Source organism: Streptomyces calvus, from assembly GCF_006782915.1.
Lineage (GTDB): Bacteria > Actinomycetota > Actinomycetes > Streptomycetales > Streptomycetaceae > Streptomyces > Streptomyces calvus.
The window spans coordinates 31,903-56,507 of the sequence record NZ_VCNP01000015.1 but is presented as its reverse complement, the minus strand read 5'-3'; the positions used below and the strand labels follow the sequence as shown (position 1 = coordinate 56,507).

At 73.6% G+C, this 24,605-nt stretch carries 14 protein-coding genes; 1 reads left to right on the top strand and 13 read right to left on the bottom strand.

Annotated features, from left to right (window positions below; genetic code table 11):
- Positions 1 to 93 precede the first annotated feature (93 nt).
- From FGW31_RS07520 to FGW31_RS07490, 7 genes are all read right to left on the bottom strand, one after another.
- Positions 94 to 1,749, bottom strand: a complete 1,656-nt coding sequence (locus FGW31_RS07520) for a nitrite/sulfite reductase (protein ID WP_142192586.1) — start codon at positions 1,747 to 1,749, stop codon at positions 94 to 96.
- Positions 1,750 to 1,752: 3 nt separating this feature from the next.
- On the bottom strand, positions 1,753 to 3,075 hold the full coding sequence (locus tag FGW31_RS07515; protein ID WP_142192585.1) for a hypothetical protein: 1,323 nt from the start codon (positions 3,073 to 3,075) through the stop codon (positions 1,753 to 1,755).
- Entirely contained in the window at positions 3,072 to 4,817 is a 1,746-nt protein-coding gene (locus FGW31_RS07510; RefSeq protein ID WP_142192584.1) for a selenium-binding protein SBP56-related protein, read from the bottom strand. Before FGW31_RS07510 ends, FGW31_RS07515 begins: the two co-directional genes overlap by 4 nt.
- Before the next feature lie 115 nt (positions 4,818 to 4,932).
- Complete coding sequence (locus tag FGW31_RS07505; protein ID WP_182675341.1) at positions 4,933 to 5,553, bottom strand: response regulator; 621 nt, start codon at positions 5,551 to 5,553, stop codon at positions 4,933 to 4,935.
- A gap of 100 nt (positions 5,554 to 5,653) precedes the next feature.
- Positions 5,654 to 6,868, bottom strand: coding sequence for a sensor histidine kinase (locus tag FGW31_RS07500; protein ID WP_142231575.1), 1,215 nt, complete (start codon positions 6,866 to 6,868; stop codon positions 5,654 to 5,656).
- Positions 6,869 to 6,965: 97 nt separating this feature from the next.
- Complete coding sequence (locus FGW31_RS07495; protein ID WP_233288549.1) at positions 6,966 to 8,459, bottom strand: MFS transporter; 1,494 nt, start codon at positions 8,457 to 8,459, stop codon at positions 6,966 to 6,968.
- Between the two features lie 102 nt (positions 8,460 to 8,561).
- A complete protein-coding gene (locus tag FGW31_RS07490; protein ID WP_142192581.1) occupies positions 8,562 to 8,984 on the bottom strand; it encodes a DUF3291 domain-containing protein in 423 nt (140 codons plus the stop codon).
- A 93-nt stretch (positions 8,985 to 9,077) separates the two neighbouring features.
- Here FGW31_RS07490 and FGW31_RS07485 point away from each other — a divergent pair, with 93 nt between their 5' ends.
- Positions 9,078 to 9,728, top strand: coding sequence for a MerR family transcriptional regulator (locus tag FGW31_RS07485; protein WP_142192580.1), 651 nt, complete (start codon positions 9,078 to 9,080; stop codon positions 9,726 to 9,728).
- Positions 9,729 to 9,835: 107 nt separating this feature from the next.
- On the opposite strand, the gene FGW31_RS07480 is transcribed toward FGW31_RS07485, so the two are convergent.
- Genes FGW31_RS07480 through FGW31_RS35930 form a run of 6 tightly spaced genes read right to left on the bottom strand, consistent with a single transcriptional unit; the run spans position 9,836 to position 24,516 of the window.
- Positions 9,836 to 11,137 (bottom strand): NAD(P)/FAD-dependent oxidoreductase, encoded by a 1,302-nt coding sequence (locus tag FGW31_RS07480; protein WP_142192579.1) that lies wholly within the window; start codon positions 11,135 to 11,137, stop codon positions 9,836 to 9,838.
- Between the two features lie 16 nt (positions 11,138 to 11,153).
- Positions 11,154 to 11,987, bottom strand: coding sequence for a 4'-phosphopantetheinyl transferase family protein (locus FGW31_RS07475; protein ID WP_142192578.1), 834 nt, complete (start codon positions 11,985 to 11,987; stop codon positions 11,154 to 11,156).
- A complete protein-coding gene (locus tag FGW31_RS07470) occupies positions 11,969 to 13,774 on the bottom strand; it encodes an acyl-CoA dehydrogenase family protein (protein WP_142192577.1) in 1,806 nt (601 codons plus the stop codon). The genes FGW31_RS07475 and FGW31_RS07470 overlap by 19 nt, the downstream gene beginning before the upstream one ends.
- On the bottom strand, positions 13,774 to 15,492 hold the full coding sequence (locus tag FGW31_RS07465) for an acyl-CoA dehydrogenase family protein (protein WP_142192576.1): 1,719 nt from the start codon (positions 15,490 to 15,492) through the stop codon (positions 13,774 to 13,776). Before FGW31_RS07465 ends, FGW31_RS07470 begins: the two co-directional genes overlap by 1 nt.
- Positions 15,489 to 17,108 carry a PfaD family polyunsaturated fatty acid/polyketide biosynthesis protein gene (locus FGW31_RS07460; protein ID WP_142192575.1) on the bottom strand — a complete coding sequence of 540 codons (1,620 nt, stop codon included), beginning with the start codon at positions 17,106 to 17,108 and terminating at the stop codon, positions 15,489 to 15,491. The genes FGW31_RS07465 and FGW31_RS07460 overlap by 4 nt, the downstream gene beginning before the upstream one ends.
- Before the next feature lie 31 nt (positions 17,109 to 17,139).
- On the bottom strand, positions 17,140 to 24,516 hold the full coding sequence (locus FGW31_RS35930; RefSeq protein ID WP_142192574.1) for a beta-ketoacyl synthase N-terminal-like domain-containing protein: 7,377 nt from the start codon (positions 24,514 to 24,516) through the stop codon (positions 17,140 to 17,142).
- Positions 24,517 to 24,605 lie beyond the last annotated feature (89 nt).

Below are 24,605 nucleotides of genomic sequence, written 5' to 3'. Positions count from 1 at the left end.
CGCCGGGTGTGCGGGTGTGCGGATGGCCGGAGACACGGCGGCGCCCACGGGCCACGTCGTCCGTGGCCCGTGGGCGCCGTGCGTGCCGCGGGGTCAGGTCAGCTGGGACTCGTCGATCCGGGTGACCCACTGGGTGAACGTCTCCGACGGGTCGGCCCGGCCGGCCCGGTACTTGCGCACCAGCCCCTCCACGAAGTCCGGCAGTTCGGCCGCGAGCACCTTCACACCGCGCGGCTTGCGGCCGAAGGCCGCCTCGTCCTCCTGGGACAGCGACAGCGCACCGCCGAGGTGGACCTGGAAGCCCTCCACCTGGCTGCCGTCCGGGCCCGTCAGGAGCTGGCCCTTGAGGCCGATGTCCGCGACCTGGGTGCGCGCGCAGGCGTTCGGGCAGCCGTTGAGATTGACGGTGATGTCCGCCTGCTGGTCCCCGAGCCGCCGTTCCAGCTCGGCCACCAGCTCCGCCGCCCGCGCCTTGGTCTCGACGATCGCCAGCTTGCAGTACTCCAGGCCCGTGCACGCCATGGTGGCGCGCCGCCACGGCGAGGCGTCCACCCGCAGGTCGAGCGCCTCCAGCTCACGCACCAGCGGCTCCGGGTCCGCCACGTCGAGGACCAGCACCTTCTGGTACGGGGTGAGCCGCACGCGGTCCGAGCCGTGGGCCGCGGCCGCGTCCGCGAGCGCCGCCAGCCGCGTCCCCGACACCCGGCCCACCACCGGCGCGGCACCGACGTAGTACCGCCCGTCCCGCTGCTTGTGCACCCCGATGTGGTCGACCGGCGAGGCCGGCAGCACCGGCGCCGGCCCGTCGGCCAGCCGCCGCCCCAGGTACTCCTTCTCCAGCACCTCCCGGAACCGCTCCACACCCCAGTCGGCGACCAGGAACTTCAGCCGCGCCCGGTTGCGCAGCCGCCGGTAGCCGTAGTCGCGGAAGAGACCGGCCACGCCCGCCCAGACCTCGGCGACCTCCGACAGCGGCACCCACGCACCGGCCCGGTCGGCCAGCCTCGGGTTGGTCGACAGCCCGCCGCCCACCCACAGGTCGAACCCGGGCCCGTGCTCGGGGTGTTCGACGCCGAGGAAGGACACGTCGTGGATCTGGTACGGCACATCGGGCAGCCAGGACACGGAGGACTTGAACTTGCGGGGCAGATTGGACAGCGACGGGTCGCCGATGTACCGCTCGGTGATCTCCCGGATCGCCGGCCCGGCGTCCAGGACCTCGTCGGCGCTCACCCCGGCGACCGGGCTGCCCAGCACGACGCGCGGGCAGTCCCCGCAGGCCTCCGTGGTGGACAGCCCGACCGCCTCCAGCCGGCGCCAGATCTCCGGCACGTCCTCGATGCGGATCCAGTGGAACTGGATGTTCTGCCGGTCGGTGATGTCGGCGGTGTCCCGCGCGAACTCACGGGACAGCGCCGCGACCTCACGGAGCTGGGCGACGTCGAGACCGCCACCGTCGACCCGTACCCGCAGCATGAAGTACTCGTCGTCGAGCTCCTCCGGGGCGAGGGTCGCGGTGCGCCCGCCGTCGATGCCGGGCCGCCGCTGGGTGTACAGCCCCCACCAGCGGAACCGGCCGCGCAGATCGTCCGCGGGAATGGAGGCGAAACCCTCCTTCGCGTACGTCCGCTCGATGCGTTCGCGCACCAGCAGCGGATCCTCGGCCTGCTTGAACTGCTCGTTGGCGTTCAGCGGTTGGCGTTCGCCGAGCGCCCACTGTCCCTCGACTCGCTTGCGGTCCCGGGTCATGGCTCATCCCTCCCTCATCGGGCCGCTGACCGGCGCGATCATTCCCGACGGCAGCCAGTCGGCACCGGCCGCTCCGTGCTGGTGGCCGCCGCCCGTGTCCCCGCCGTCCGCGGAGACCATCGTTCCGGGCACGTAGGCGGTGGAGGCGGCGAAGAGGCGGGGCCGTGCTTGCGGTTCCTCGCCGCGGGCCCGCTGCCAGGCCGCGTATCCGCTGCCGGAGGGGTACTCGCCGGGCAGCCGCGCGGCCAGCGCCTCGGCGTACGCCGAGGCCCGCGCCGTACGCGGGGTGAAGCGCAGCGGGATCAGCTGGCCGGCGCTCGGCGTCAGCACCGAACGGGCCAGGTTCCACGGAGCGAGATAGACGCCCTGGGCGGGAGTCCTCCCGCTCTCCACCGCGTCGGCCACCCGCGTCGCCCCGGCCCATCCGGCCGTCACCAGCAGCGGACGGTTCCTGCCGGGCGCGGAGACGGTGATGCCTTCCTGCCGGGCCGCCGAACGGACGACGGCGGCGGCCTTCCGGCCGCGCGGCGAGTCGTCGGAGACGAGCGCCAGCGACGCGGTGCCGCGGCCGGCGAGGAAACGCACCGTGGCCCGCAGCGCGGCGGAGTCGTCCGCGGTGAGACCGTCGGACGGGCAGGCGGTGAGCGGCCCGCTGTCACCGGCGACCAGCGCACCGGCGGCCGCGGCGGCGCACTCGGGACCGTCGGCGGTGCCGAGCGCGGGCGGTGCAGCCGGGCGGTCCCGCCCGGTGTCCACGGTCAGCGAAGCCGTCCCGCCGCCCGCGGAGATGCGCAGCGTGCTGCTGCCCTCGGGCAGGTCCACGGTGACCCAGGTCTGCGCACTGCCGGGACGCCGCTGTCCCTTCCGCAGTGCCTCGTCGGCGGTTCCGGCCCTGGCGTCGGCCGCGCCGATCCCCACCAGGTTGCGGCCGGGACGCCCCGGCACCACGAGCACACCGACCTGCTCGCCGCCCAGGTGCAGGGTGCGCAGCACCGGAGTGCCGGGCGGGGACGGCCGCTCGGCCGCCGCGGCCGCACCGTGCGCCGTGCCGTGCCCCGCGGCGGTGGTGTCCGTCCCGCCCACCGGGCGCAGTGTCGCGCCGAGGACGAACGACAGCACCAGCACGCACACGGCACCGGAGGCGAACAGGTACGGGCGCGGCAGCGTCGTCCGCCGGACCAGGACCACGACGCCCACCAGCCCCACGACCGCGGCGAGCGCGAGCACCGGCAGCATCCCCCCGGCCGGCGTCTCCTGGACAAGGGCCAGGTGCCCGCCGCCCGGGGGAACGGCGACGGGCACCTGTGTCTCGGCGGACCCGATCACTTCAGCACGCTGTCGCTGACGGTGAACAGGATCCCGTGCGGGCGGGCCGGACCGGTGTCGCCGTGCGGCCACGACGTCCGGTCGAAGTCCACGCAGGGCCGGCCGGTGTTCTCGTCCCGGAACCGGGTGTCCTGGCGCAGCTTGCCCGACCTGCTGAGGTCGTACATGCACACCTCGTGGTTGCCGTCGCCGCTGAAGGAGCCGGCGATGAAGTAGTTCGAGGTGGCGATGCGGCTGATGTGCTCGGTCTCCTTGTAGAGACCGCCGCGCACCTGCTTGAAGTTGTCCATCGCGCCCCAGTGCGGGCCGCCGTCCGTGGTGTCGCGGATCGGCATCGCGTCGGTCACCGCCGGGCAGTCGCGCTCCTTGCCGCCCCGGTACGCCTCGTCGATGGAGTCGATGTCGCACTTGGGGTTGTCGCCCGCGGCGAGCAGCTTGCGGATGTCCAGCACGTAGACCATGCCGGTGGTCTTGTCGAGCGGCGCCCCGTACGGCGTGGACTGGCCCATCACCGTGTGGAACAGGTACCGGTCGTCGGGGCTGACCATCAGCCAGCTGCCCGCGTCGCCGGCGCCCGTGACGTCCCGGTCGGCACCGGCCTTGCGGTAGGCCGTGGTGTCGTCGAAGACCTCACGCCACTTCGGGTTCGGCACCGTCACGTCCGGCGCGTAGAAGATCGCGCCGCCCAGCATGGACGAGGCGAACGCGCCCTTGTGGTGCTTCTTGTGCGGCAGCGCCGGCTCCATCACGACCCGCGACTCGTGCCACATCTCTTTGTCCTCGCGCGCGGCGCGCGGCCCGTCGGGCATCTTGCTGACGGAGAGCAGCTCGGGGTCGTTGCGGTTGGTGATGTCCCACACGCGGACCGTCTGGCGGGCCAGGCTCGCCTGGTCGGGCAGCTTGGGGCTCATGAAGTGGCGGGCCTCGACGAAGTCGCTCGCCACCATGATGTCGCGCTCTTCGCTGACCGCGATGCCGTGCGGGTTGGCGCAGGTGGCCTTCTCCAGCTTCGGCACGTTGCCGCACTGCTCCGGGTCCTCGCCCTCGGCGAGCGCGGCGGGGATCTCGGCGATGGTCTGGCCGTTCTCGTCCATCCGCACGATCTCGCCCGGCGAGCCGGCCGCACCGTTGCCGACGCGGACCTCGCCGTTGGTGTACGTGCACGGGCCGGGCAGGTCCGGTCCGCCGAGGTAGGTGGCGTACGTGGTGCCGTCACTCAGCACCTGGAAGGCGTCGGGCGCGGTGCCGCACGGGGTGTCGACCGACGAGTTGACGCCCACCAGCTTCAGGGCCGGCAGCGCCTTGGTGTCGAAGACGTAGACGGTGTCCGCCAGCAGCCCGCCCGCGTACAGGCGGTCGCCCTTGTGCCACACGTACTGCATGTGGTGGGCCTCGTTGGCCAGGCCCGGGCCCAGGGTGACGGTGTTGACGACCTCGCCGTACGTGGGCGAATTGCGCGTGGCGTCGACCACGGCGAGGAAGTCCGGCTTGGCGGGGTCCGCCGAACCGGCCCAGGTGAGCATCCACTCGCGTCCGCGGCCGTCGGCGGCGGACGTCATGTGGTTGGTGGCGGTGTAGGTGACGCCGTCGTTGGCGGTGAACTTCGACGTCGTCCGCTCGGGTTCGGGTGATGCGGTGGCGTTGCCGGAGCCTGTCAGCAGAGCGGCTGTCAGGCCGGCCGCGGTGAGACAGACGGCCAGGCGCAGTGGTCTGCCCGGCTGTCCGAGGCTGAATCGTCGCACGTCGTGCTCGCTCCTCTCGCGGAGCTTGGTGGTGTCCGGAACTGGCGCCGGTACCTTCCCAAAGCCCGCTGACGCGTCACTGACGCTGCGATGGGGTGCGACTTCCGGCCGTTTCTCAGGAGTTGAGGAGCCAGCCCGCGTCCCGCGCGATGCGGATGGCGTCGAGGCGGTTACGCGCGTCAAGTTTGGCGACGATGGTGGTCATGTAGTTGCGCACGGTGCCGGGGGAGAGGTGCAGATGCTCGGCGATCTCGGTCGTCTCGGCCCCGGCTGCCGCGAGCCGGAGCACATCGGCCTCGCGTGCGGTGAGCGGACTGGCCTGGCCCTCCCAGGCGGCGAGGGCCAGTTCCGGTGCGATGACGCGTTCTCCGGCCATGATCTGGCGTACGGCCTTGACGAGGTGTTCCACCGGTGCGTTCTTGACGAGGTAGCCGTCGACGCGGACGTCCTGCGCGCGGCGCAGGACGTTGGGCGCGTCCAGGACGGTCAGCACCAGGATGCGGGAGTCGGGCAGTTGGTCGCGCAGCCGTTCGGCCGCGGTGAGCCCGTCCAGGCCGGGCATGTTGACGTCGACGATCACGAGGTCGGGGCGGACGCCCTTGGCCGCGTCGAGCACGTCCTCACCGCAGCCGACCTCGGCCACGACCCGGATGTCGTCCTCCAGCTCGAGCAGTGCGGCCAGCGCCTCCCGCACCATTTGTACATCTTCCGCCAAGAGAACACGTATCACACACATCCCCCCCGCAGATTGTCCAAGCCCTGGCCAGAATCATAGACATGCAAGGCGTGAACGTGTCGGGGAAAGCTGCGTCCGGTACTTCGGTGAAGAGTTGCCGTCAGGCGACGTTGGCCATGTCGACCGTCGCGGTTTGCAAATGTGTGCCGCCCCAGGGCGGTACGGACACGGACGCGGTCGGCACCACGGCCACCAACCGGAACGTGCCCTGCTCGGTGCGCCGGGTCTCCAGGGTGCCGCCGAGTTCGGTCACCCGCCGGCTGAGATTGCCCAGTCCGCTGCCGGAACCCCGCGACGCGCGGCGGTCGCCGCGGCCGGCGCCGTCGTTGACGACCTCCAGCCGTACGATGCCGGGTCCGCCGGTCAGCAGGACGGCGCAGCGCGAGGCCTCGCTGTGGTGCAGCACGTTGGTGACGGACTCCCGCAGGACCGCGGCGATCGCGGTGGCGGCCTCGCCGCGCGAGGGCAGCGCGGTCACCCGCAGGGTCACCTTGACGCCCATGGCGCCCAGCAGTGAGGCGGCCGAGCGGATCTCGCCGAGCAGCGGCAGCTCCCGGTAGCCGCGCACCGCCATCCGGATCTCGGTCATCGACTGCCGTGCGGTGCGCAGCAGTTGGTCGATCTGGGCGGCGGCCAGCTCCGGCCGGCGCTGGAAGGTGCGGTGCAGCAGTTCGGCGCGCAGGGAGAGCGCGGAGACGGTGTGGCCGAGCAGATCGTGCAGGTCACGGGCGAAGCGGGACTGCTCGTTCTGTACGGCGGCCCGGGCGAAGTCCTGCCGGAACTGCCGGAACTGCCGCACCATCAGCATGGTGCTGGAGAGCGTGAAGGCCATCAGCCCGGTGACCATGACGCCGAGCCCCATGTGGACGAGGTGCAGGGGTGAGCCGTCCGCGCGGGTGGCGGCGACCGGGCCGGTGAACACCACGAAGGCGAAGAGCGGCCAGGCGTACCGGCCGGGCAGCACCAGCGGCAGGGAACCCGCGAGGTAGCCGGCCAGCACGCAGAACTCCACGTCCAGCACGACGGCGGAGAGGACGACGATCAGGCACTGGGCGGCCACCGCCGCCGCGGCTCTTCGCGCCGGCCCGTCGCCGCGTGGGCCGCCCTGCGCGACGAACACGCCCACCTGCAGGGCGAGTAACAGCCCGGACAGCAGCGGGACGACCACCAGCTCGGTCGCCGGGTGGGTCTGGTTGCGCAGTGCGCTGTGGACGAGGACCGACACGGTCAGCGTGGCGGTGATCAGCAGGCCCAGCAGCCGGCTGACACCCGGCTGGCAGAGTCCGTTGGCGCGACATGATGACAACAGCTGCATCAAGATCCCCTGAGCCCCGTTCCGAAGGTCGTGCTGGGTGATTTCGAACGCGAAGTGCATCACCGGGCCGCCGCTCCCGAAGGAGCGGCGGCCGCGTCTACGGGGTCGCCGAGCTGGGGGTGCGGTCGGGTGCCCGCTCCTCGGCCGCGGCGGACGGCGTGCCGGGCTCGGGCCGGGGGCGCGGGATCGCGAGCGCGCACAGGGCGCCCACGAGCACCACGGCGACGCCGATCCAGATGCCCGGACGCATGCCGTCGACGAACCCCTGAGCGGTGCGGTCGTCGCCGTAGTGCACGAAGACGCTGCTCAGGATGGCGGTGCCGAGGGCACCACCGATCTCGCGGACGGTGTTGTTGGCGCCGGACGCCTTACCCCGGTGCTGGGGCCCGACCGAGCCGAGCACCACCGCCGCGGTCGGTGCGAAGACGAGGCCCATGCCGATGCCCGCGATGACCATGGCGCCGACCATACGCGAGTAGGGGGTGTCGGAGGTGGCCACCAGGTTGATCCAGGCCAGACCAATGGCCTGAAGCAGCAGGCCGAGGGCCATCAGCCGGCCGCCGCCCACCTTGTCGGTGAGGGCGCCGGCGACCGGCGCGACGAACATCGGCATCAGGGTCCAGGCCAGGGTGAGCACACCGGCCTCGAGCGGGGTGCGGACCGGGGCGATCTGGAAGAACTGCGAGAGCAGGAAGATCGAGCCGAAGACACCGAAGTACATGCTCGCGGAGACCAGGTTGGAGAAGACGAAGGCCCGCTTGCGGTAGAAGGACAGCGGCAGCAGCGGCTGCGGGGCACGCCGCTCCCACAGCACGAACAGGGCCAGCAGGACGGCACCGCCGGCGAACGCCGACAGGATGACGGCCGAACTCCAGCCCTCGTCCTCGCCGTTGACGATGGCCCAGACGACGGCGAGGAGCCCGGCGGTGGCCAGCAGCATGCCGAGCAGGTCGAGCCGGGTGTCGGCCAGGGAGCTGTCGCGCAGCACGGTCAGCGCCAGCGGGATGGCCACCAGGCACACCGGGACGTTGATCCAGAAGATCCACTGCCAGTCGAGGCCGTCGACCACCGCGCCGCCCACCACGGGACCCAGTGCCACGGCCAGGCCGCTGACCGCGGACCACAGCCCGAGCGCCAGGTTGCGCTTCTTGTCCGGCACTTCCTCCGCCAGCAGGGTCAGCGACAGCGGCATCACGGCGGAGGCGCCGAGGCCCTGCAGTGCCCGCATGAGGATGAGCTGGCCGCTGCTGTCGGCGAGGCCGCAGCCGATGGAGGCCAGGGTGAACAGCGCGATGCCCGCCACGAACACGCGCAGCCGGCCGAAGCGGTCACCGAGCGCGGCGCCGGTCAGCAGCAGACAGGCGAAGCTGAGGACGTAGGCGTTGACGAACCACTGCAGGTCCTCGGTGGACGCGTCCAGGTCGACGGCCATGGTGCGCAGGGCCGTCGACACCACCAGGTTGTCGAGGGCGACCATGAACATCGGGACGCTGCAGGCGACGATGATCAGCCATAAGGGCCGGCGCGCACCGGCACCCGCGACGGAGGGGCCGGTCACGGCGCCGCCCTCCCCGGATTTGAACGTGCTCATGTCAAAACCTCCATGATGCGGACCCGCATGAGGGTGCAAGGGGTGGGGGAACGGGGTGGTGGAACTGCGGGGGAGGCCGGTGGGGCGGCTGTACGGGGAGGGTCAGGCGGCGCGGTCGCCCGGGGCGGCGTCCTCGCGCGCCTTGGCGTCCAGCCGCCGCTTGGCCTCGTCCCAGCTGATCGGCAGCTGGGCGGAGTCGGCCTCCCAGTAGACGAACGTCGACCGCCGGCAGGCCGGCCGCATCGCCCTCATGGCCTCGCCGTGGGGGTCCGCCTTTGCGTACGCGTACAGCGTGGAGCGGTCCTCCCAGGCGGACAGGGTGTAGAAGACGCGCTTGAACGGCTGCGCGATGAGTGAGGCCCCGTAGGCGCCCCGCGCCTTCTTCACCTGGCTCCAGGAGCTCAGGGACTTGATCAGGAACTTCGGGACGTCCGAGAGCGACTTCAGCTCGAAGCGCGACGCCATGACGAAGACCTGCTGGTGCGGGGGTGCGGGGTTGGGGGTGATCCAGCCGAGAGTCGGCATTGTGACGCCCACCTTCCTGGAGACGACCGGCTTAGCTCATAATGGATAGTAGCGCGATCCGTTATCCGTTATCCAGTAGGTAAGTGGAGCTCGATGAAGATCTCGGAACTCAGCCGCCGCAGTGGCGTCTCCATCCCCACGATCAAGTACTACCTGCGGGACGGTCTGCTGCCGCAGGGCCAGGCCACGGCCGCCAACCAGGCCGAGTACGGCGAGGAGCACCTGCGCCGCCTGCGGTTGATCCGCACCCTGGTCGGCGTGCGGCGGCTGTCGGTGAGCGCGGTGAAGGAGATCCTGGGCGCCATCACCGAGGAGGGCGACCTGCACCAGATCTTCGGCATCGTGACCGACGCCCGGCCGGCCACCAAGCTGAAGAAGCAGGCCAAGGAGGAGGAGACCGCCGAAGGCGACACGCCCGGTGTCGCCGACGCCCGCCGGCTGATCACCGAGATGGGCTGGGAGGTGTCGCCCGGCACCGCCGCCATCCAGACCCTCGGCGACGTCCTGGACGCCCTGGCCGACGTGGACGCCGGCATCGGCTGGCAGTCCCTGCTGCCCTACGCCCGCCTCACCGACCGCATGTCGGAACTCGACGTCAAACAGATGAACGGCGCGTCCGGCCTGCTGGAGCTGGCCGAACGCGCCGTGCTGGTCTCGGTGCTGCTGGAGCCCGCCCTGCTCGCCCTGCGCCGCCTCGCCCAGGAGGACAAGTCGGCCCGGCTGTTCAGCGGCACCCCCGAGTAGGGCCGGCCCGGCGGAGCATGCCGCGGCCACGGGAGCCCGCACGGCACCGTGGGTTCCCCGCGACGTGATGCGCCGGACCGGCCCCGGAAGGGGCCCGGTGGCCGGTGTCAGGACAGTTCGTCGAGGATCCGGTCCGCCGCGTCCGCCCCCGCCGAGAAGGCCGCCTCGTGCGAACCGATCAGGTCCGGGCCGAGCTCCCTGGAGTGGAAGTACGACCCGGCCAGCTTCACCCGCGTGCCCTCGTTCGCCCCGTGGATCACGGACTGCCGCTCGCGCAGCCCCATGTCGATGACCGGGTGCGTGTAGTCGAACGATTCGATGACCGCCTCGGGGTCGATCGGCCGGGGCGGGTCCAGGGTGACGAAGTAGTCCTTCTCCGCCGTGAAGTCCTGCAGCCGGTTCAGGTAGTAGGTCACGAAGCAGCGGGTCGCGCCGTCCGCCCGCACCTTGCCGTAGTTCCACGCCAGCCAGCCGTCCCGGTCGGCGGGCATCAGGGACGGGTCGGTGTGCAGCACCACCGTCGAGCGGCTGTAGCGGATCCCCTCCAGGGCCGAGCGCTGCGCGTCCGTCGGGTTCTCCAGCAGGGCGGCCGCCTCGTCGGCGTGCGTGGCCAGCACGGCGTAGTCGAACCGCGTGGTGCCGGAGGCGGTGGTGACGGCGACGCCGTCGGCCTCCTGCCGCACCGCGGTGGCGGGCTCACCGGTGCGCAGCTCCGGGCCGGTCGCGGCGAGCGCCTTGCGCACGTAGGAGATCGAGCCGCCGCCGACCGTGCGCCAGTCGACGCGCCGGCCGCCGAGGCCGCCCTCGTCGTGGCCCACGAAGAACGCGATCACCGTGGCCGCCGGCATCTCCCACACCAGCTCCGCCGGCACCGACCAGACGGCCGAGCAGAGCATGATCAGGTACGAGTGGCGGAACTCCTCGCTGTAGCCGCCCTTGTCCAGGTACTCGCCCATGGACATGTCGGCGCGACCGCGGGCGAAGTCCCGGCGGCTCTCCTCGTGGAAGCGGCGCACCTCCCGCCAGACACCCGGGAAGCCGGGATGGCTCGCGGCGTAGCGCTCCTCGATCGCCGCCTCGTCGAGTTCGAGTTCGTCCGTGCCGTACTCGAGGCCGCTGTCCAGGTCGAAGAAGGTGAAGCCGCCCGGGTGGGCGACGGTCTCCACGCCCAGGTCGTCGAAGAAGCCGCACAGCCGGGGGTAGAAACGGCGGTTGAACACGATGAACGCCGTGTCCAGGCCGATCACGCGGCCGTTCTCCTCGACCTCCACCGTGTTGGCGTGGCCGCCCGGCCGGGGCTCGCGTTCGAAGACGGTGATCCGGGCGCGTTCACGCAGGTGGTAGGCGGCGGACAGGCCGGCGGGGCCGGAGCCGATGACGGCGACGCGCGGCGGGGTGTGCTGCGGCATGGGAGGTCCTTCCGGATCAGGTGACGGTCGACAAGGGGTCGGGGGAGAGGTCGTGCGGTGGGGCCGGGTGCGGTCCCGCGTGCGGGTCGGGGTGCGGGGTCGTGGCGGCGTCGGCGAGGGCCTGCCCGGCCGCTGGGTGCCGGCGCGGCGGGCCGGTGCCGCCCTCCACGGCGACGGCCAGGAGATGACCGGGTCCCGGGCGCAGCAGGTCGATGCGCCAGCGCCGGCCGGCGGCGGGCCGCCGCCCGTCGGCCACGGCGAACCACCCGGGCCCGCGAGGCTCGAACCTCAACTGCCGTACTCCGTACGCCAGTCCCGTGCCGAGGCCCTTCAGATACGCCTCCGTCAGGACCCACTGCTCGCCCAGCGCCGCGACCGGGTCCGGCGCCGCGTCGAACGCCGCCCGCTGCGCGGCGTCGAAGTGGTCGCGCAGCGCACCGGCCGTGGCGCGGTCCAGCGGCACCCGCTCCACGTCCACACCGCAGGACCGGCCCCGGGTCACCACGCAGGCGATCAGGCCGTCGGTGTGGGACAGGTTGAAGCGCAGACCGCCGTGGTCCCCGGCGAGCTCCGGACGGCCGTACCGGGTGCGGTCGAACCGCCAGCCGTCCGGCGGCAGCCCGGTGACGGAGCTGAGCGCCAGCCGGCACAGCAGCCGACCGCCCAGGAAGCGGCGGCGCGCCCCGGACGTCCTGAGCCGGCGGTGCCGCCGGCGCTCCTGCGGCGTCAGCAGGGCCGACCCGCCCGAGCGGTCGGCCAGTTCGGCGACCCGGTGCTCGGGCAGCGTCCACAGGTCGGCCACCGTCGCCTCCCGCGGGGCCCGCCCGCCGGTCAGCGGGCCTCGGCGCATCGCACGCCCTCGGTGGGCGCCGTCCGCTCGGCCAGGGCGATCGGCCAGTGCGACAGCAGCCGGTTGTCGTCGTGCAGCCGGGTCAGCAGGTCCAGCACCTCCGCCACCGCGTCCGGGTCGCGGTACGGCTCGTACGGGTGGAACCGCTTGCGCAGCCGCTCCAGCTGGAGCAGCAGCAGGGCGGGACTGGGCAGCGGCGCGGCCATCGCCCCGTGCGAGTGGACGTAGGTGTGGACGCACGCCGCGGCGGCGTGCAGCAGGCAGTACTCCTGCGCCAGGTCGAACAGTTCCGCCGAGTGGGCGTAGCCGCGGCCCAGGTCCGCCTGCAACCGGGCCTGCCGGTCCCGCAACGGGCCCAGTCGGCCCAGGAGTTCCCCGGCGATGTCGGCGGCCGCCACGAGCCGGTCCCGGTCCTTGTCGCCGGCCTCGTCGGCGAGCGCGCGCAGCCGCTCCAGCGCTCGAGGCGCGGCCAGGACCGCGTCGTCCAGGCCCCGGCTGGACAACTCCTGCAGATGCGGCCGGTACACGGGCAGCTCGGTGTCCATGCCGTACAGCACGGCCGTGCGGTCCGCCGCCGCGGCCCGCACCTCCGGCCCGGCGGTGAGCGCCCGCTCCAGCAGCGAGGGCAGCTGGTGGCCGATGTTGCGCAGGTTCACCACGGTGTTGCCGTCGGCCATGTTGGTGACGAGCAGGTCCCGCAGCATCTTCTGGTGCATGCCGAACCGGGGGTGCGTCCGCAGGAACACCCGCGCCCCGAGCACCAGGTTCAGCCGCGACAGCGTCTCCTCCAGCACCGTCGGCACCACGTACTTGGCCACCGACGACCACACGCTCACCTGCGCCGGCGAGGCCTGCAGGCTGCGCACGGCGCCCAGACACACCGCGTCCGCGACCATCAGCTCCGCGAACGACTCCGCGAGCTGGCGCCCGGTGTGCGGCACCTCCACCACGGGACGGTCGAACAGCACCCGGTCCTGCGCGAACTCCAGGGCCGTGCGCAGCGAGGTGTCCACCCCGGACAGGGCGAGGCTGAGGATCACCAGGCGCGCCGTCTGGCTGGTCTTCAGGGCGATCTCCAGGCCCTGCCCCTCGGCGCCGATCCGGTCCTCCTCGGGGACGAACACGCCGTCGAACCGCAGCCCGCTCAGGTCCAGGGCCCGTACGCCGTGCTGCTTGACCGGGTGCGTCTCGCGCACCGTCTCCGCCTCGGCCCGCCACTTGTCGACCACCAGGATCGAGTAGTCCCCGGCGCCGCGGCGCGGCCCGGTGCGGGCGAAGACGACCATGCGGTCGGAGTAGGTGGCGTTCCCGATCGGCCACTTCTCACCGGTGAGGCGGTAGCCGCCCGGGACCCGCTCGGCGACGACCTCGTTGTTCAGCAGGTCACTGCCGTGCGCGGCCTCGGACAGCCCCCACGACAGCCCGACACCGGCGTGGATGTCGGCGATCTGCCGCCGCTTCTGCTCGTCCGTGCCGGCGATCCACACCGGAGTGAACGCGGCCTGGGTCAGCCCGAGCGCGATGGCGGTGGCGCCGTCGCGGCGGGCCACCAGACGCATCAGCGTGAAACCGGTCTCCGGATTGCCGGCCTTGCCGCCCTGCTCCGCGGGCAGCCCGTAGTCCAGGAAGCCCCAGCGGCGCAGCATGCCGACGAAGGCGTACGGGAAGGCGTCGCGCTCGTCGTGCTCGAGGACGGTGGTGAACGGCATCCGGCTCGCCGGGTCGTGCGGGTCTCCGAGGTACTCCTCGAACCGCCGGGCCAGTTCGGTCAGCTCGGCCTGGGACATCAGGAGGCCTCCATCGGGTCGCACGGGCGGGCGGATTCGTGAGCGAGGGGAACGGGCAGGGCGGTCATGAGCCGGTGGCCTTTCCGCAGGGCGTCCGCGGTGTCGAGGGCGGGCAGCAGGTCGGGGCCGTGCCGGCGGGGATCGGTGCCGGCGGCCCGGTCGAGGAGGAAGGACAGCACGGCGCGCAGCCAGCCGGACGCGCCCGGCTCGCCGCCGTACAGCGACCGCTGCCGGTTGGCCCACCACAGGTGCACGCACGCGGCGGCGGCGTGCAGCCAGGCATGGCGCTCGGCGGCATCGGTCAGGGCGTTGGGGTCGGCGCCGCGCCGCCGTGCGGCGGCCACCTCGGCGCCCAGCGCGGCGACGGCGTCCGCCAGCCGCCCCACCAGCGCCGCGGCACGCGGATCGGTCAGCTCCGCGCGGACCGCACCCGCCACGGCGACCAGCCCCGGCAGGACCGGATCGGCCCGCCGGGCCACCAGGTCCAGCCGCTCCGGCCGGTACGGCGGCAGGTCGGCGCCCAGGTCGAAGATCCGGTGCAGCACGGCCGGTTCGGGCCTCTCGTCGCGGCCGGCCAGGGCGGGGATCTGGGCGGCGTAGGAGCGCAGGTTGGCCAGCGGGCTGGCGTCGATCACCCGCACCACCGCCGTGTCGCGCTGCAGCTTCTGAAACAGGCCCCCGCCCGGCGCCTGTTCGCGCAGGACCGAGCGGGTGGCGAGGACACCGGCGCAGCGCCGCACCAGCTCGTCGCCCGCCTCGGCCACCACGTGCTTGGCGGCCGGCGCCCACACGCTGAACACCTCCGGGACGACATGGATGCCGCGGGCGGCGGCCAGCGCCACCGCGTCCGCCGCCAGCAGCGCCGCCGAGGCGACCGCCAGCTCCCGCCGCGAGTGCGGCGCCTCCAGCAGCGGTGTGCCGGCGACCCGCCGCCCGGCGGCGAAACCGAGGGTCAGCCGCAGCGCCGTGTCCGCGCAGCCGAGGCTGCCCGCCAGACTCATCAGGCGTACCGCCTGCTGGGCGAGGATCGCCACCTCCAGGCCCTCGCCGGCCTTGCCGACCAGGGCGTCCTCGGGCACCCGCACCCCGGTGAAGCGCAGCCGCGCGGTGTCCACGCCGCGCATGCCGCCGGTGCGCGGGGCCGGTTCGCGCACGAGGCCGTCCGCGTCGGCGTCCAGCAGGAAGGCGGAGAACGCGCCGGGCCCGCGCTCACCGGTGCGCGCCACCACGTACACGGCCTCGCAGCGCATGCCGTTGCCGACCATCCACTTCTCGCCGTGCAGCCGCCCGTCCCCGTCCAGCCGCACCTCGCCCGCCAGCAGGTCGCTGCCGTGCCCGGCCTCGGTGAGGGCGAACCCGACGGAGCCGCCGCCGGTCAGGATCCGGGCCACCCGCTCGCGCTGCCGCTCGCTGCCGTGCAGTTGGAGGCAGGTGGCGGCGATGATGCCGAACATCGTGCCCGGCATCACGTTCACGTCCCTGCGGGCCGCCGCGCGCACCAGGGTCAGCGCGCGGTCGAACGAGTCGAACCCGCCGCCCCACTCCCGGGGCAGGTAGTTGAGGTGGAAGCCCGCCGAGACCAGCCGCCGGCACAGCTCGTCGGGATGGGCGTCGGCCTCGTCCCGGGCCACGGCCGCGGCGAACCCGTACGGGTTGTCCGCCGACTCGGGGTCACCGAGCAGCCGCTCCACGCCCTCGGGTGTCAGGGTGCGGCTCATCGGGCGGCCTCCGGCAGCGCGGCCGGCTCCAGCGGCACCGGGCGGTAGTCGGCGGCCGACGCGGGCAGGGTGACGCCCGCGGTGGCCAGCTGGGCGACGCGCGTGTGGAAGGCGGCGCCCCGCATCAGATGGTGGGCGACGTCGGCGACCGTCCGGTTCTCCGGGGTCTTCAGGTAGCTGCCGGACACCCAGGCGTTGAAGCTGCCCATCGCCGGCCCGCACCAGATCTGGTAGTCGGCCGCCCGGTCCGGCTGCCCCGTCACCGCCCAGCGCGACGCCATGCCCAGGTACCAGCGGAACACCAGGGCCATCCGCCGCTTGGGACTGTCCGCGGCGCGCCGCAGCTGGTCCGGGTCACGCCGGCTGAAGTACTCCACGCAGTCCTTCCACACGTCCTCCAGCGGCCGCCGGAACACCTGGGACTCCAGCCGTTCCCGCTGCACCGCGGGCAGCGCGTCGATGCCGTCGTACGCCTGGTACAGCTGGTAGAGCTGAGCGGCCCGCATCGGGAACATCGAGCCGCGGCGCAGCACCTGCAGCTCGACGCCCATCTCGAACATGTCGGCCGCCGGCGCCATCACACAGTCCGTCACCTCCGCCTGCGCGAGGAGTTCCCGGGTGGCGGCGGAGGTGCCCGACTCCAGGCAGGACTGGTTGACGGAGCCGGTCACCACATAGGCGGCGCCCATCGCGAAGGCGGCGGCGACGGCGACCGGCGTCCCCAGTCCGCCGGCCGCGCCGACGCGCACCGGCGTGGCGTAGCGGTGCTCGTGCTGGATCTGGTCGCGCAGCCGCGCGATCACCGGGAACAGCGCCGGGAGCGGCCGCCGGTCGGTGTGCCCGCCGGAGTCCGCCTCCACGGTGATGTCGTCGGCGAGCGGCAGGTGGTGGGCGAGCTGCGCCTGCTCGGCGGTGATCAGTCCGTCCCGCAGCAGCGCCTCGGCCATCGCGGTGGGCGCCGGGCGCATGAACCGCTCGGCGGTCTCGGCCCGCGACACCTTGGCGACGACCCGGTTCTCGGCGACGATCCGGCCCGACGGGTCGCGCCGCAGTCCGGCCAGCCGGTAGCGGACCAGGTGCGGCGTCAGACCCAGGAACGCGGACGCCTCCACGCACCGCACCCCGTGCCGCAGGAACAGCTCGACCGCCTCGCGCTCCAGACGCTCCTCGCTGGGGCTGTGGATGAGGTTGACGGCGTACGGCAGTCCGGGGATCTCGGCGGCGAAGCGGGCCAGCGCCTGCTCGATCGTGCCCGGCAGCAGTCCGGCCGCGCCGAACGAGGCGAGGAACCCCTGCCGGGCCAGGGCGATCACCAGGTCGGCGGAGGCGATGCCGCCGGCCATCGCGCCCGCCATGTACGCCTGCCGCACTCCGTGCGCGGCGCGGAAGGCGGCCGAGCCGAGGCGGTGCGGCGGCAGCGCGGGCACGGCGGCCAGCACCGCCGGCCCGTCGCCGCCCGCGGCGGCCGTGCCGCCGGCCGCCGCGCCGGCGCCCTGCGCGGTCGACACGATGAAACAGGGCTGCTCCACCCTGGTCAGGGCCTGGTGGATCCCCGCCGGATCGGTGCTCGGGTACCCGTCCCCGTACCAGCGGAGCGTCTCGGGTGTGGTGCTCATGGACAACGTGGCTCCTCGGCTGTGCCGGTGGTCAGCCGGCATCGGGGCGGACCTCGACGGCGACGTCGGTGAGTTCGTAGATGCGCAGGCCCGGCTTCCACAGGTCCGCGTCGGCGATCAGCAGCAGGCGGTCCGCCTCCTTGCGGACCTCCTTGACGTGCACGTCGAAGAAGAGTTCGCGGTCGTCGCGCAGGATCTGACCCCGGTACTTCCAGGACATCTCCACGTCGGTGGCCATGGCGAAGCGGGGCCGGGTCATGCCGCGGGCGAGGTCCTGGTCCAGCACGAACAGGCGCAGCGCCTGCAGCACCGCCTCGACGCCCAGCGAGCCCGGCATCACCGGGTCGCGGTGGAAGTGGCAGTCGAAGTACCACTCGTCGGGCCGGATGCTGCGGTGGCCGTGCAGATAGCCCGCGCCGTGCCGGCCGCCGTCCGCGACCAGGTCGACCCGGTCGACCAGGTCGAAGCGGCCGCCGGGCAGATGCAGCCCGCCACCGGACGGGTCGCGGAACGCCGGTGAGTCCGGGCCCAGTTCGATGCGCCGCACCCGCTCCGGGGCCGGTTTCTCCGACTCGATCCACGTCGGCCGGTAGCTGCCGCTGTCGAGGCCCACCTGGTTGGCCAGCGCGGCCGGCGCGAAGTAGCCGAAGAGCGACTCACCGGTGTAGAACACCTCGCCGTCGGCGGAGAGTTCGTAGGAGAAGTTCTGCAGCACGGCACCGGACACGACGCTCGTCATCAGCAGCCTGGAGTGGTGCCGGACCGTCTTGCCGCGCAGGTCGATGTCCTTGACCAGGGTGGCGCGGCCGTCGAGGTTGCGGATGGAGTACTCCTCCTGCGGCTCGCGCAGCGTCGCCCCCAGGTAGTAGCCGAGGAAGATGGCGGCCTGCAGCGAGCTCTCCATGTACACGCAGTTCGGCATCGACGGCGAGGAGTTCTCCCGGTAGTACCAGGCGTCCTCGGGCGAGTCGTACTCGGTGACCATCTCGGAGCCGGGGCTCAGGTCGCCGCGGGTGCCGGTGAGCGACATGACCCGGTCGACGAACTGGAAGTCGCCGTTGGGAATGTAAGGAGCGCGGGAGGTGCGGTAGATCTCGAACTCCGGGCCCATCGCCATGTCCAGCAGGCCCTTGGCGGAGTGCGCCAGGTGCAGTTCGTTGATCATGGCGGCCTCGCCGGCCCGGTTGCGGCGGCCGAGGAACCGCGGCACACCACCGGTCTCCGGCCGGTACGGCGTCCCCGGCTTCTCCACGATCTGCAGACCGAGGTTCTGCATCCGCACCACCGGCTTGTCCCCGAGGTAGATGAGGACGTCGGCGATCACGGTGGGCCGGGGCAGCAGCGTCAGCTCGGTGACCTCCACCTCGTAGCGGATCTCCGTGTCCTTCGGGGTGACCTGGCCGCGCACCTGCACGTCGATGCGCCGTCCGGGCACCGTCTGGAAGCGGGCGTCCGGCAGGGTGAGGTGCATGCCCTGGTGCATCAGGTAGATCTGCAGCAGCTGGATCGCGCCCTCGGCGATCAGGGAACCGGCCAGCACCGGGTCGTCGGGGAAGTGGCAGGTGAAGTACCAGGCGTCCGGCTCCAGGTGCTTGACGGCGGTCAGCAGGCCCAGCTCGCACGGGCCGCCCTTGCGGTCGACGGTGACCTCGTCGACCATCCGCAGCCGCGCGTCCGGCAGTCGCAGCGCCGGGTTGATGCCGGGGTCCTGCGCGTGCTCCGGTCCGAACACGTCACCGGGGCGGCCCTGGGCCAGCAACTCCAGGTCTTCACGGTCGAGATGGTCCTTGCGCGCGTACGCCAGCGGCTTGAAGGTGCCCTTGGGCAGTGCCGCGCGCCGGGCCCGGTCCTGGTCGGTGAGGACGATGCCGAGCGGCGTGTCCAGCTCCTGCTTGCTGAAGAAACCGGCGCAGGCGTCGCGGAGTTCGAGGATCAGCTCGCCGTCGGCGTAACAGTCGTAACTGAAGAAGAAGAGGGTCGTCTCGCCCTGGTGGACGAACCGGTCGATGGATATCTCGTAACGCAGCGTCTGCCCGGTCGTCGGCAGTCCGCCCCGGAAGACCAGCGAGCTGTCCAGCAGCCGGTAGACCCGCTCGCCCTTGTTGCGGAAGTCGATGCCCAGATAGCTGACCAGCAGCAGGTCGCACTGCCCGGACTCCACGGTCACCGCGGGCGGCACACCGCCGTCGACGGCGTACCAGGCGTCCTCGGGCACGTCGTACTCGGTGGTGATCCGGGCCGGCCGGAGCACGCCCGGCTCGGCGTCCAGGGCGGTCACCCGGGTGACGAAGTGGTACGGCGGTGCCGGCAGCCGCACCCGGGCGCGGAAGCCGTCGATCTCGGCGAACTCGGGGCCGAACACCTTGGCCACCGAACCGGTGGCGAACTCCAGCAGGTCCGCCTCGTTCCAGATCACACCCTCGTGGACCTCGCGGGCCGCCTCGGGCACCGGCGGGGCCGGGGGCAGGGCGGGCGTCGGCGGGGGCGCGGGCACCTGCGGGGCGGGCGGGGCGGCGGGCGCTGCGGCGGGGGCGGGCGGCGCGGTGGCCGCGGGCGCCGTGAGCAGGGCCTCCGTACGGTCCAGGGTGGCCGCCTGGAGGACGCGGTGCGTCTCCATCACCACACCGTGCGCGGCGACGATCTCCCGGCGCAGGTCCCGCACCAGGTCGGCGGCGGGACCGCGGCCGGAACGGGCGGCCGCGGGCGCGCCCGGCGCGACGGGCGCGTGCGGGGCGGGTTCCCGCGGGGCGAGTTCCTGCGGTGCGGGCGGTGCGGGTGCGTGCGCTCGGGCGGGTGTCCGGGGCACGGCCGGGGCCGGCGGGGCCCAGGGCAGGACCGTGGCCGGATCCCCGTCGAAGGTGATGACCTCCGGCATCTCGAGGGTCGGATCGGCGGGCATGGTGGCGGGCACCTCCGGCGGAACGGACGGGACAGGGGCGGCGGACCCGGGCCGGCCGGCGGCCGGCGGGACACCGGGACGGTGCGCGGACGGCGCCGGGACCTCGGGACGGTGGACGGACGGCGCCGGGGCGTCGGGACGGTGGACGGTCGGCGCCGGGGCGTCGGGACGGTGGGCGGAGGCCGCCGGGACCGTGGGGCGGTGGGCGGACAGGGCCGCGGCCGCCTCGCGGGCGACGCGGTCCGGGATCGGCTCGCCGAGGCCCACCCGGACCGTCGGCAGCCGACGGGACGGCGCCGCGGCCGCGACGGGCTCCCGCTCCAGCAGGGCCGTCAGGTCCACCGGCAGCCCGTGCCCGACCAGCCGGGCGGCGAGATGCGCGAGCGGCGTCGTGGCGGGCACCCCGCGGCGGTCCACGCAGGCGGCCATGTGCGGCGCGTCGCCGAGCGTGTCGTGGATCCACCGGGAACAGGTCGCGCCGGGCCCCACCTCGATGAAGTAGCGGTAGCCCCGCTCGTACGCCGCCCGCACCAGCCGCGGGAAGTCGATCGTCGAGCGCAGCGTCGTCGCGATGCGCCGCGGCGAGTCGGCCAGCCGCTCGGCGGGCAGCGGCCGGTAGTCGTACGCGCTGAACAGCTCCAGGTCGCCGAACGAACCGGTGGGGTAGTCGTTCAGCCGCGCCAGTCCGTCGAACTCGGCGTCCACCACCGGGCAGTGCATCACCACGTTCACCGGGGAGCGGGCCGCACGGCAGCCCACCTCCTCGATCAGCGCCCGGCACTGCGCCGGATCACCGGCGATCACCAGTTCCCGCGGCGTGTTCACATGGGTGAGGAACACCCGGTCGTAGCGGGCGAGCGCCTCGCGCACCGGTTCCGCCGGCGACAGCAGGATGTGCGACGCCCACACCGCCGCGTCGGGCGTCCCGGCGGGCAGACCCCACGCCTCCCGCACGGTGCGCCGCGGTCCGCACAGCCGGTCCTGGAAGACCGGGCTGTCGCTGATCAGCGAGTCGCTGCGGCCGGCCGGATCCCAGCCGCCGGTCGCGAACAGCATGCTCGACTCGCCGAGGCTGTAGCCGAACCCGCCGTGCGCGGTCACCCCCAGCACCTCGCGCACCAGGGCGGTGTAGAGGATCGCGAAGCTGGTGCCGGTGGCGAGCATGAACGGCACGTCGGCGCCGAGCCGTTCCTCCAGCCGCATCAGATCCGTCCGGGTGAGCGCCTCGCGGGACCGCGGGTACAGCTGGGCCGCGCGCAGCATCCGGGCCGGCTCCGCGGCCTGCCCCTCGAAACGGTCCAGCAGCTCCGGGAAGGCCCGGAACAGGTCGGCGCCCAGCCCCGGATAGCTGTTGAAGGCGCCCGGGTACACCAGGGCGACCCGGGCGTCGGGACCGAGCGGCCGGGGAGTGAAGAACGAACCGGCCGGCGTGGCCCACTCCCGTCCGGCCGCGTACGCCTCCGGCACGTCACGGCCCACCGACTCCAGCTGCTTCAGCAGCCCTTCGCGGTCCTGGCCGACCAGCACCACCCGCAGCCGCCGGCCGTCGAGCCGGCCGGCCGCCTCCCGGGCCAGCGCCCGCGGGTCCGCGCCGTCGTCGAGGAGCGCGCGGTACCGCTCCGCCTCGGCGACCAGTCCGTCCACCGTCCCGGCGCCCAGCGCCAGCAGCACCGGACCGCCCGCGCGGTGCCAGTCGGCCACCGGACGGGGGCGGTCGGCGTCCGGCACCGACGACAGGACGACATGCGCGTGCGCCCCGCCCGCGCCCAGCATGCTCACCGCGGCGTGCCGGCGGGTCCCCGCCCGCTCGCGCAGCCACGGCCGGGACGTCTCCGGCACGTGGAAGGCGGACGCCGCGAAGTCCTCGGCGAGATCGTCCTCCGGGCGCAGCCAGCCGCGCGTGCCGGGCAGATACGCGTGCCGCAGGCACAGCACGGCCCGGATGAGCCCCGCCATCCCGGCGGCGCAGCCGGTGTCACCGAGCTGCGCCTTGGCACTGCCCAGGGCGGTGCTGCCGGCACCGGCGCGGTACACCTGCGCGAGCGCGGCGATCTCCGTGCGGTCCGTCTCCGGCGTGCCGTCGGCGTGCGCCTCCAGATAGCCGACGTCGGCGGCGTCGACGCCCGCCTGCGCCAGCGCGGCCCGCGCCGCCTCGGCCAGCGGCCCGGCGTCAGCGCCGGGCACGGTGCCGGCCGCCTGCGCGTACCGCAGGGCCGTCCCGTCGATCCGGGCGTGCACGCGGCCGCGGTTGCCGGCGGTGTCCGCGCGGGTGACGACCAGCGCACCGGCGCCCTCACCGACCCGCCGGCCCCGGCCGTCCCGCCCGAACGACAATCCCGGCTCGCCGGTCAGGTCCTGACGGGTCAGCAGGTTCTCGGCGGAGCCGGCCAGGTCGACGGCGCCGACCAGCACCGCCTCCAGGTCCGGGTCGAGCAGCAGCAGCCGTGCCACCTCCAGCGCCTCCGCGGTGCCCGCGCCGTCGGCGGACAGGGTGAAGGACGGGCCGGTCAGGTTCCACCGGGAGGAGATCCGCCCGGCCATGACGTTGCCGATGTAGCTGAGCACCTCGTTGGCGCCGATCGGGTCGACCACCGCGTCCCGGGACACCTCGGCGAGCGCCGCCCGCTGCTCCTCGGTGAGGTCGATGCCCGCCGCGTCGAACTCGCGGCGCAGGAACGCCCCGAGCCCGTAGCGGCTCAGCCGGGCGTGCGTGTACGGCTCGATCTCGGTCACCACGACCACGGCCACCCGGCGCGGCTCGGGCGTGTCGCCCGGCCCTGCGCCCAGCCGGTAGCCCGCGTCGCGCAGCGCCTCGTCGGCGACCCTGGTCATCAGCGCGTGCTGCGGGTTGTAGATCCGCAGGTCCGACGGCGGCACCCGCAGTTCGGCCGGGTCCACCTCGACCCCGTCGACGTACGCCCCGTGCGGGGCGCCACCGGTGAGGCCCGCCTCCTCCAGGGTGCCGCCGTCGGTGCGGTCCAGTCCCCGCCAGCGCTGCCCGGGCAGCGGACGCAGATCGTGCTCGCCCCGGTGGACGGCCCGTTCGAAGGCGTCCACGGTCTCCCACGCCCCGAAGTGCGCGCCCAGACCCACCACGTCCAGCGCGGGCGGCACGGCGGGGGAGGCGTCCGGGACGTCGGACTGCGCGGACGCGGACGTGGCGTCCGACAGCACCACGTGCGCGTTGGTGCCGCCGAACCCGAACGCCGACACCGCCGCCCGGCGCGGACCCGGTCCCGTCGGCCACGGCCGCGCGGTGCGCACCAGGGACCGCTCGCCGACCCGCCCGTCCGGTGAGGAGATCGGCCGGCCGACGCCGATCGTCGGCGCGATGGTGCCGTCCTCCATGGCCAGCACCACCTTGAGCAGACTGCTCAGACCGGCCACGGTCAGCAGGTGCCCGATGTTGCCCTTGACCGAGCCGAGCAGCGGCACCCGGCCGTGCGCGCCGAAGAACTCGGCGACGGACTCCGCCTCCGTGGCGTCCCCGATCGGCGTGCCGGTGGCGTGGCACTCCAGGTAGTCGACGGCGGCCGGATCCACCCCGGCGTCCGCGTAGGCGCGGGCCAGCGCGTCCAGCTGGCCGCTCTTGCGCGGGACCAGCGGATGGCGTCCGGAGCCGTCGTTGGACAGCCCGATGCCGTCCACCACCGCGTACACGCGGTCACCGTCGCGCAGCGCGTCCGCCAGCCGCTTGACCGCGACCATGCCGGCGCCCTGACCGGTGACGATCCCGCCGGAACGGCTGTCGAAGGGCTGGCTGAACCCGTCCTGCGGATAGGCGTGCAGATCGGAGAACGACAGATGGATCAGCGTCGGGTCCGGGGCGCAGACCCCGCCCGCCAGGACCAGGTCCGCCTGCCCGGAGGCGAGGTGACCGCAGGCCAGGCTGAGCGCGTACAGCGCCGACGAGCAGGCCGCGTCCAGGCAGTAGCGGGGGCCGCCGAGGCCCAGCGCGGCGGCCGTGACCGAGGCCGGTGAACCGCTCACCCGCAGGTTCTCCGGCACCACGGACGCCCGGTCGACCAGCGGCCGGGCGCCCGGCAGTCCGGCCAGCTCGGGCAGGTCCGCGCGGCGCAGCCCGGCGAGCACGGCCTCCTGCGCCAGCGGAACGCTCACCTGGGCCGAAGTGGGCGTGGGGAACGAGTAGTTGCCCATCACCAGGGCGGTGCGGGCCAGCGTCGCGGACTGCCCGTCCGCGCCGCAGTCGCGCAGCGCCTCCCGGGCCGCGTACAGGGACCAGTGGAAGATCCGGTCCAGCCGGGCCAGGTGACCGGCGTCCAGGCGGTAGCCGGTCGGGTCGAACTCGAAGTCGGTGACGAACCCGCCGCGACGGGAGGTGATGCGGTGGCGGGGGTCGAGGTCACGCTCGTCGAGCGCCGGCCCGAAGACCTCCTCGCCCCCGTCCCGGCGGCTGTCCGCCCCGGTGCGCAGGTTGTGCCGGAACTCCTCGGGAGTGCCGGCGCCGGGGAACAGGCAGGAGATCCCGACGATCGCGTATCTGCTCATGACGAAGAGAGGTCCCTTCCCAGACGGGGGATCCTGTGGGGCGGGCGGCGGTGGACCGCCGCCCGCGTGGTACGTCCGTCACAGGCCAT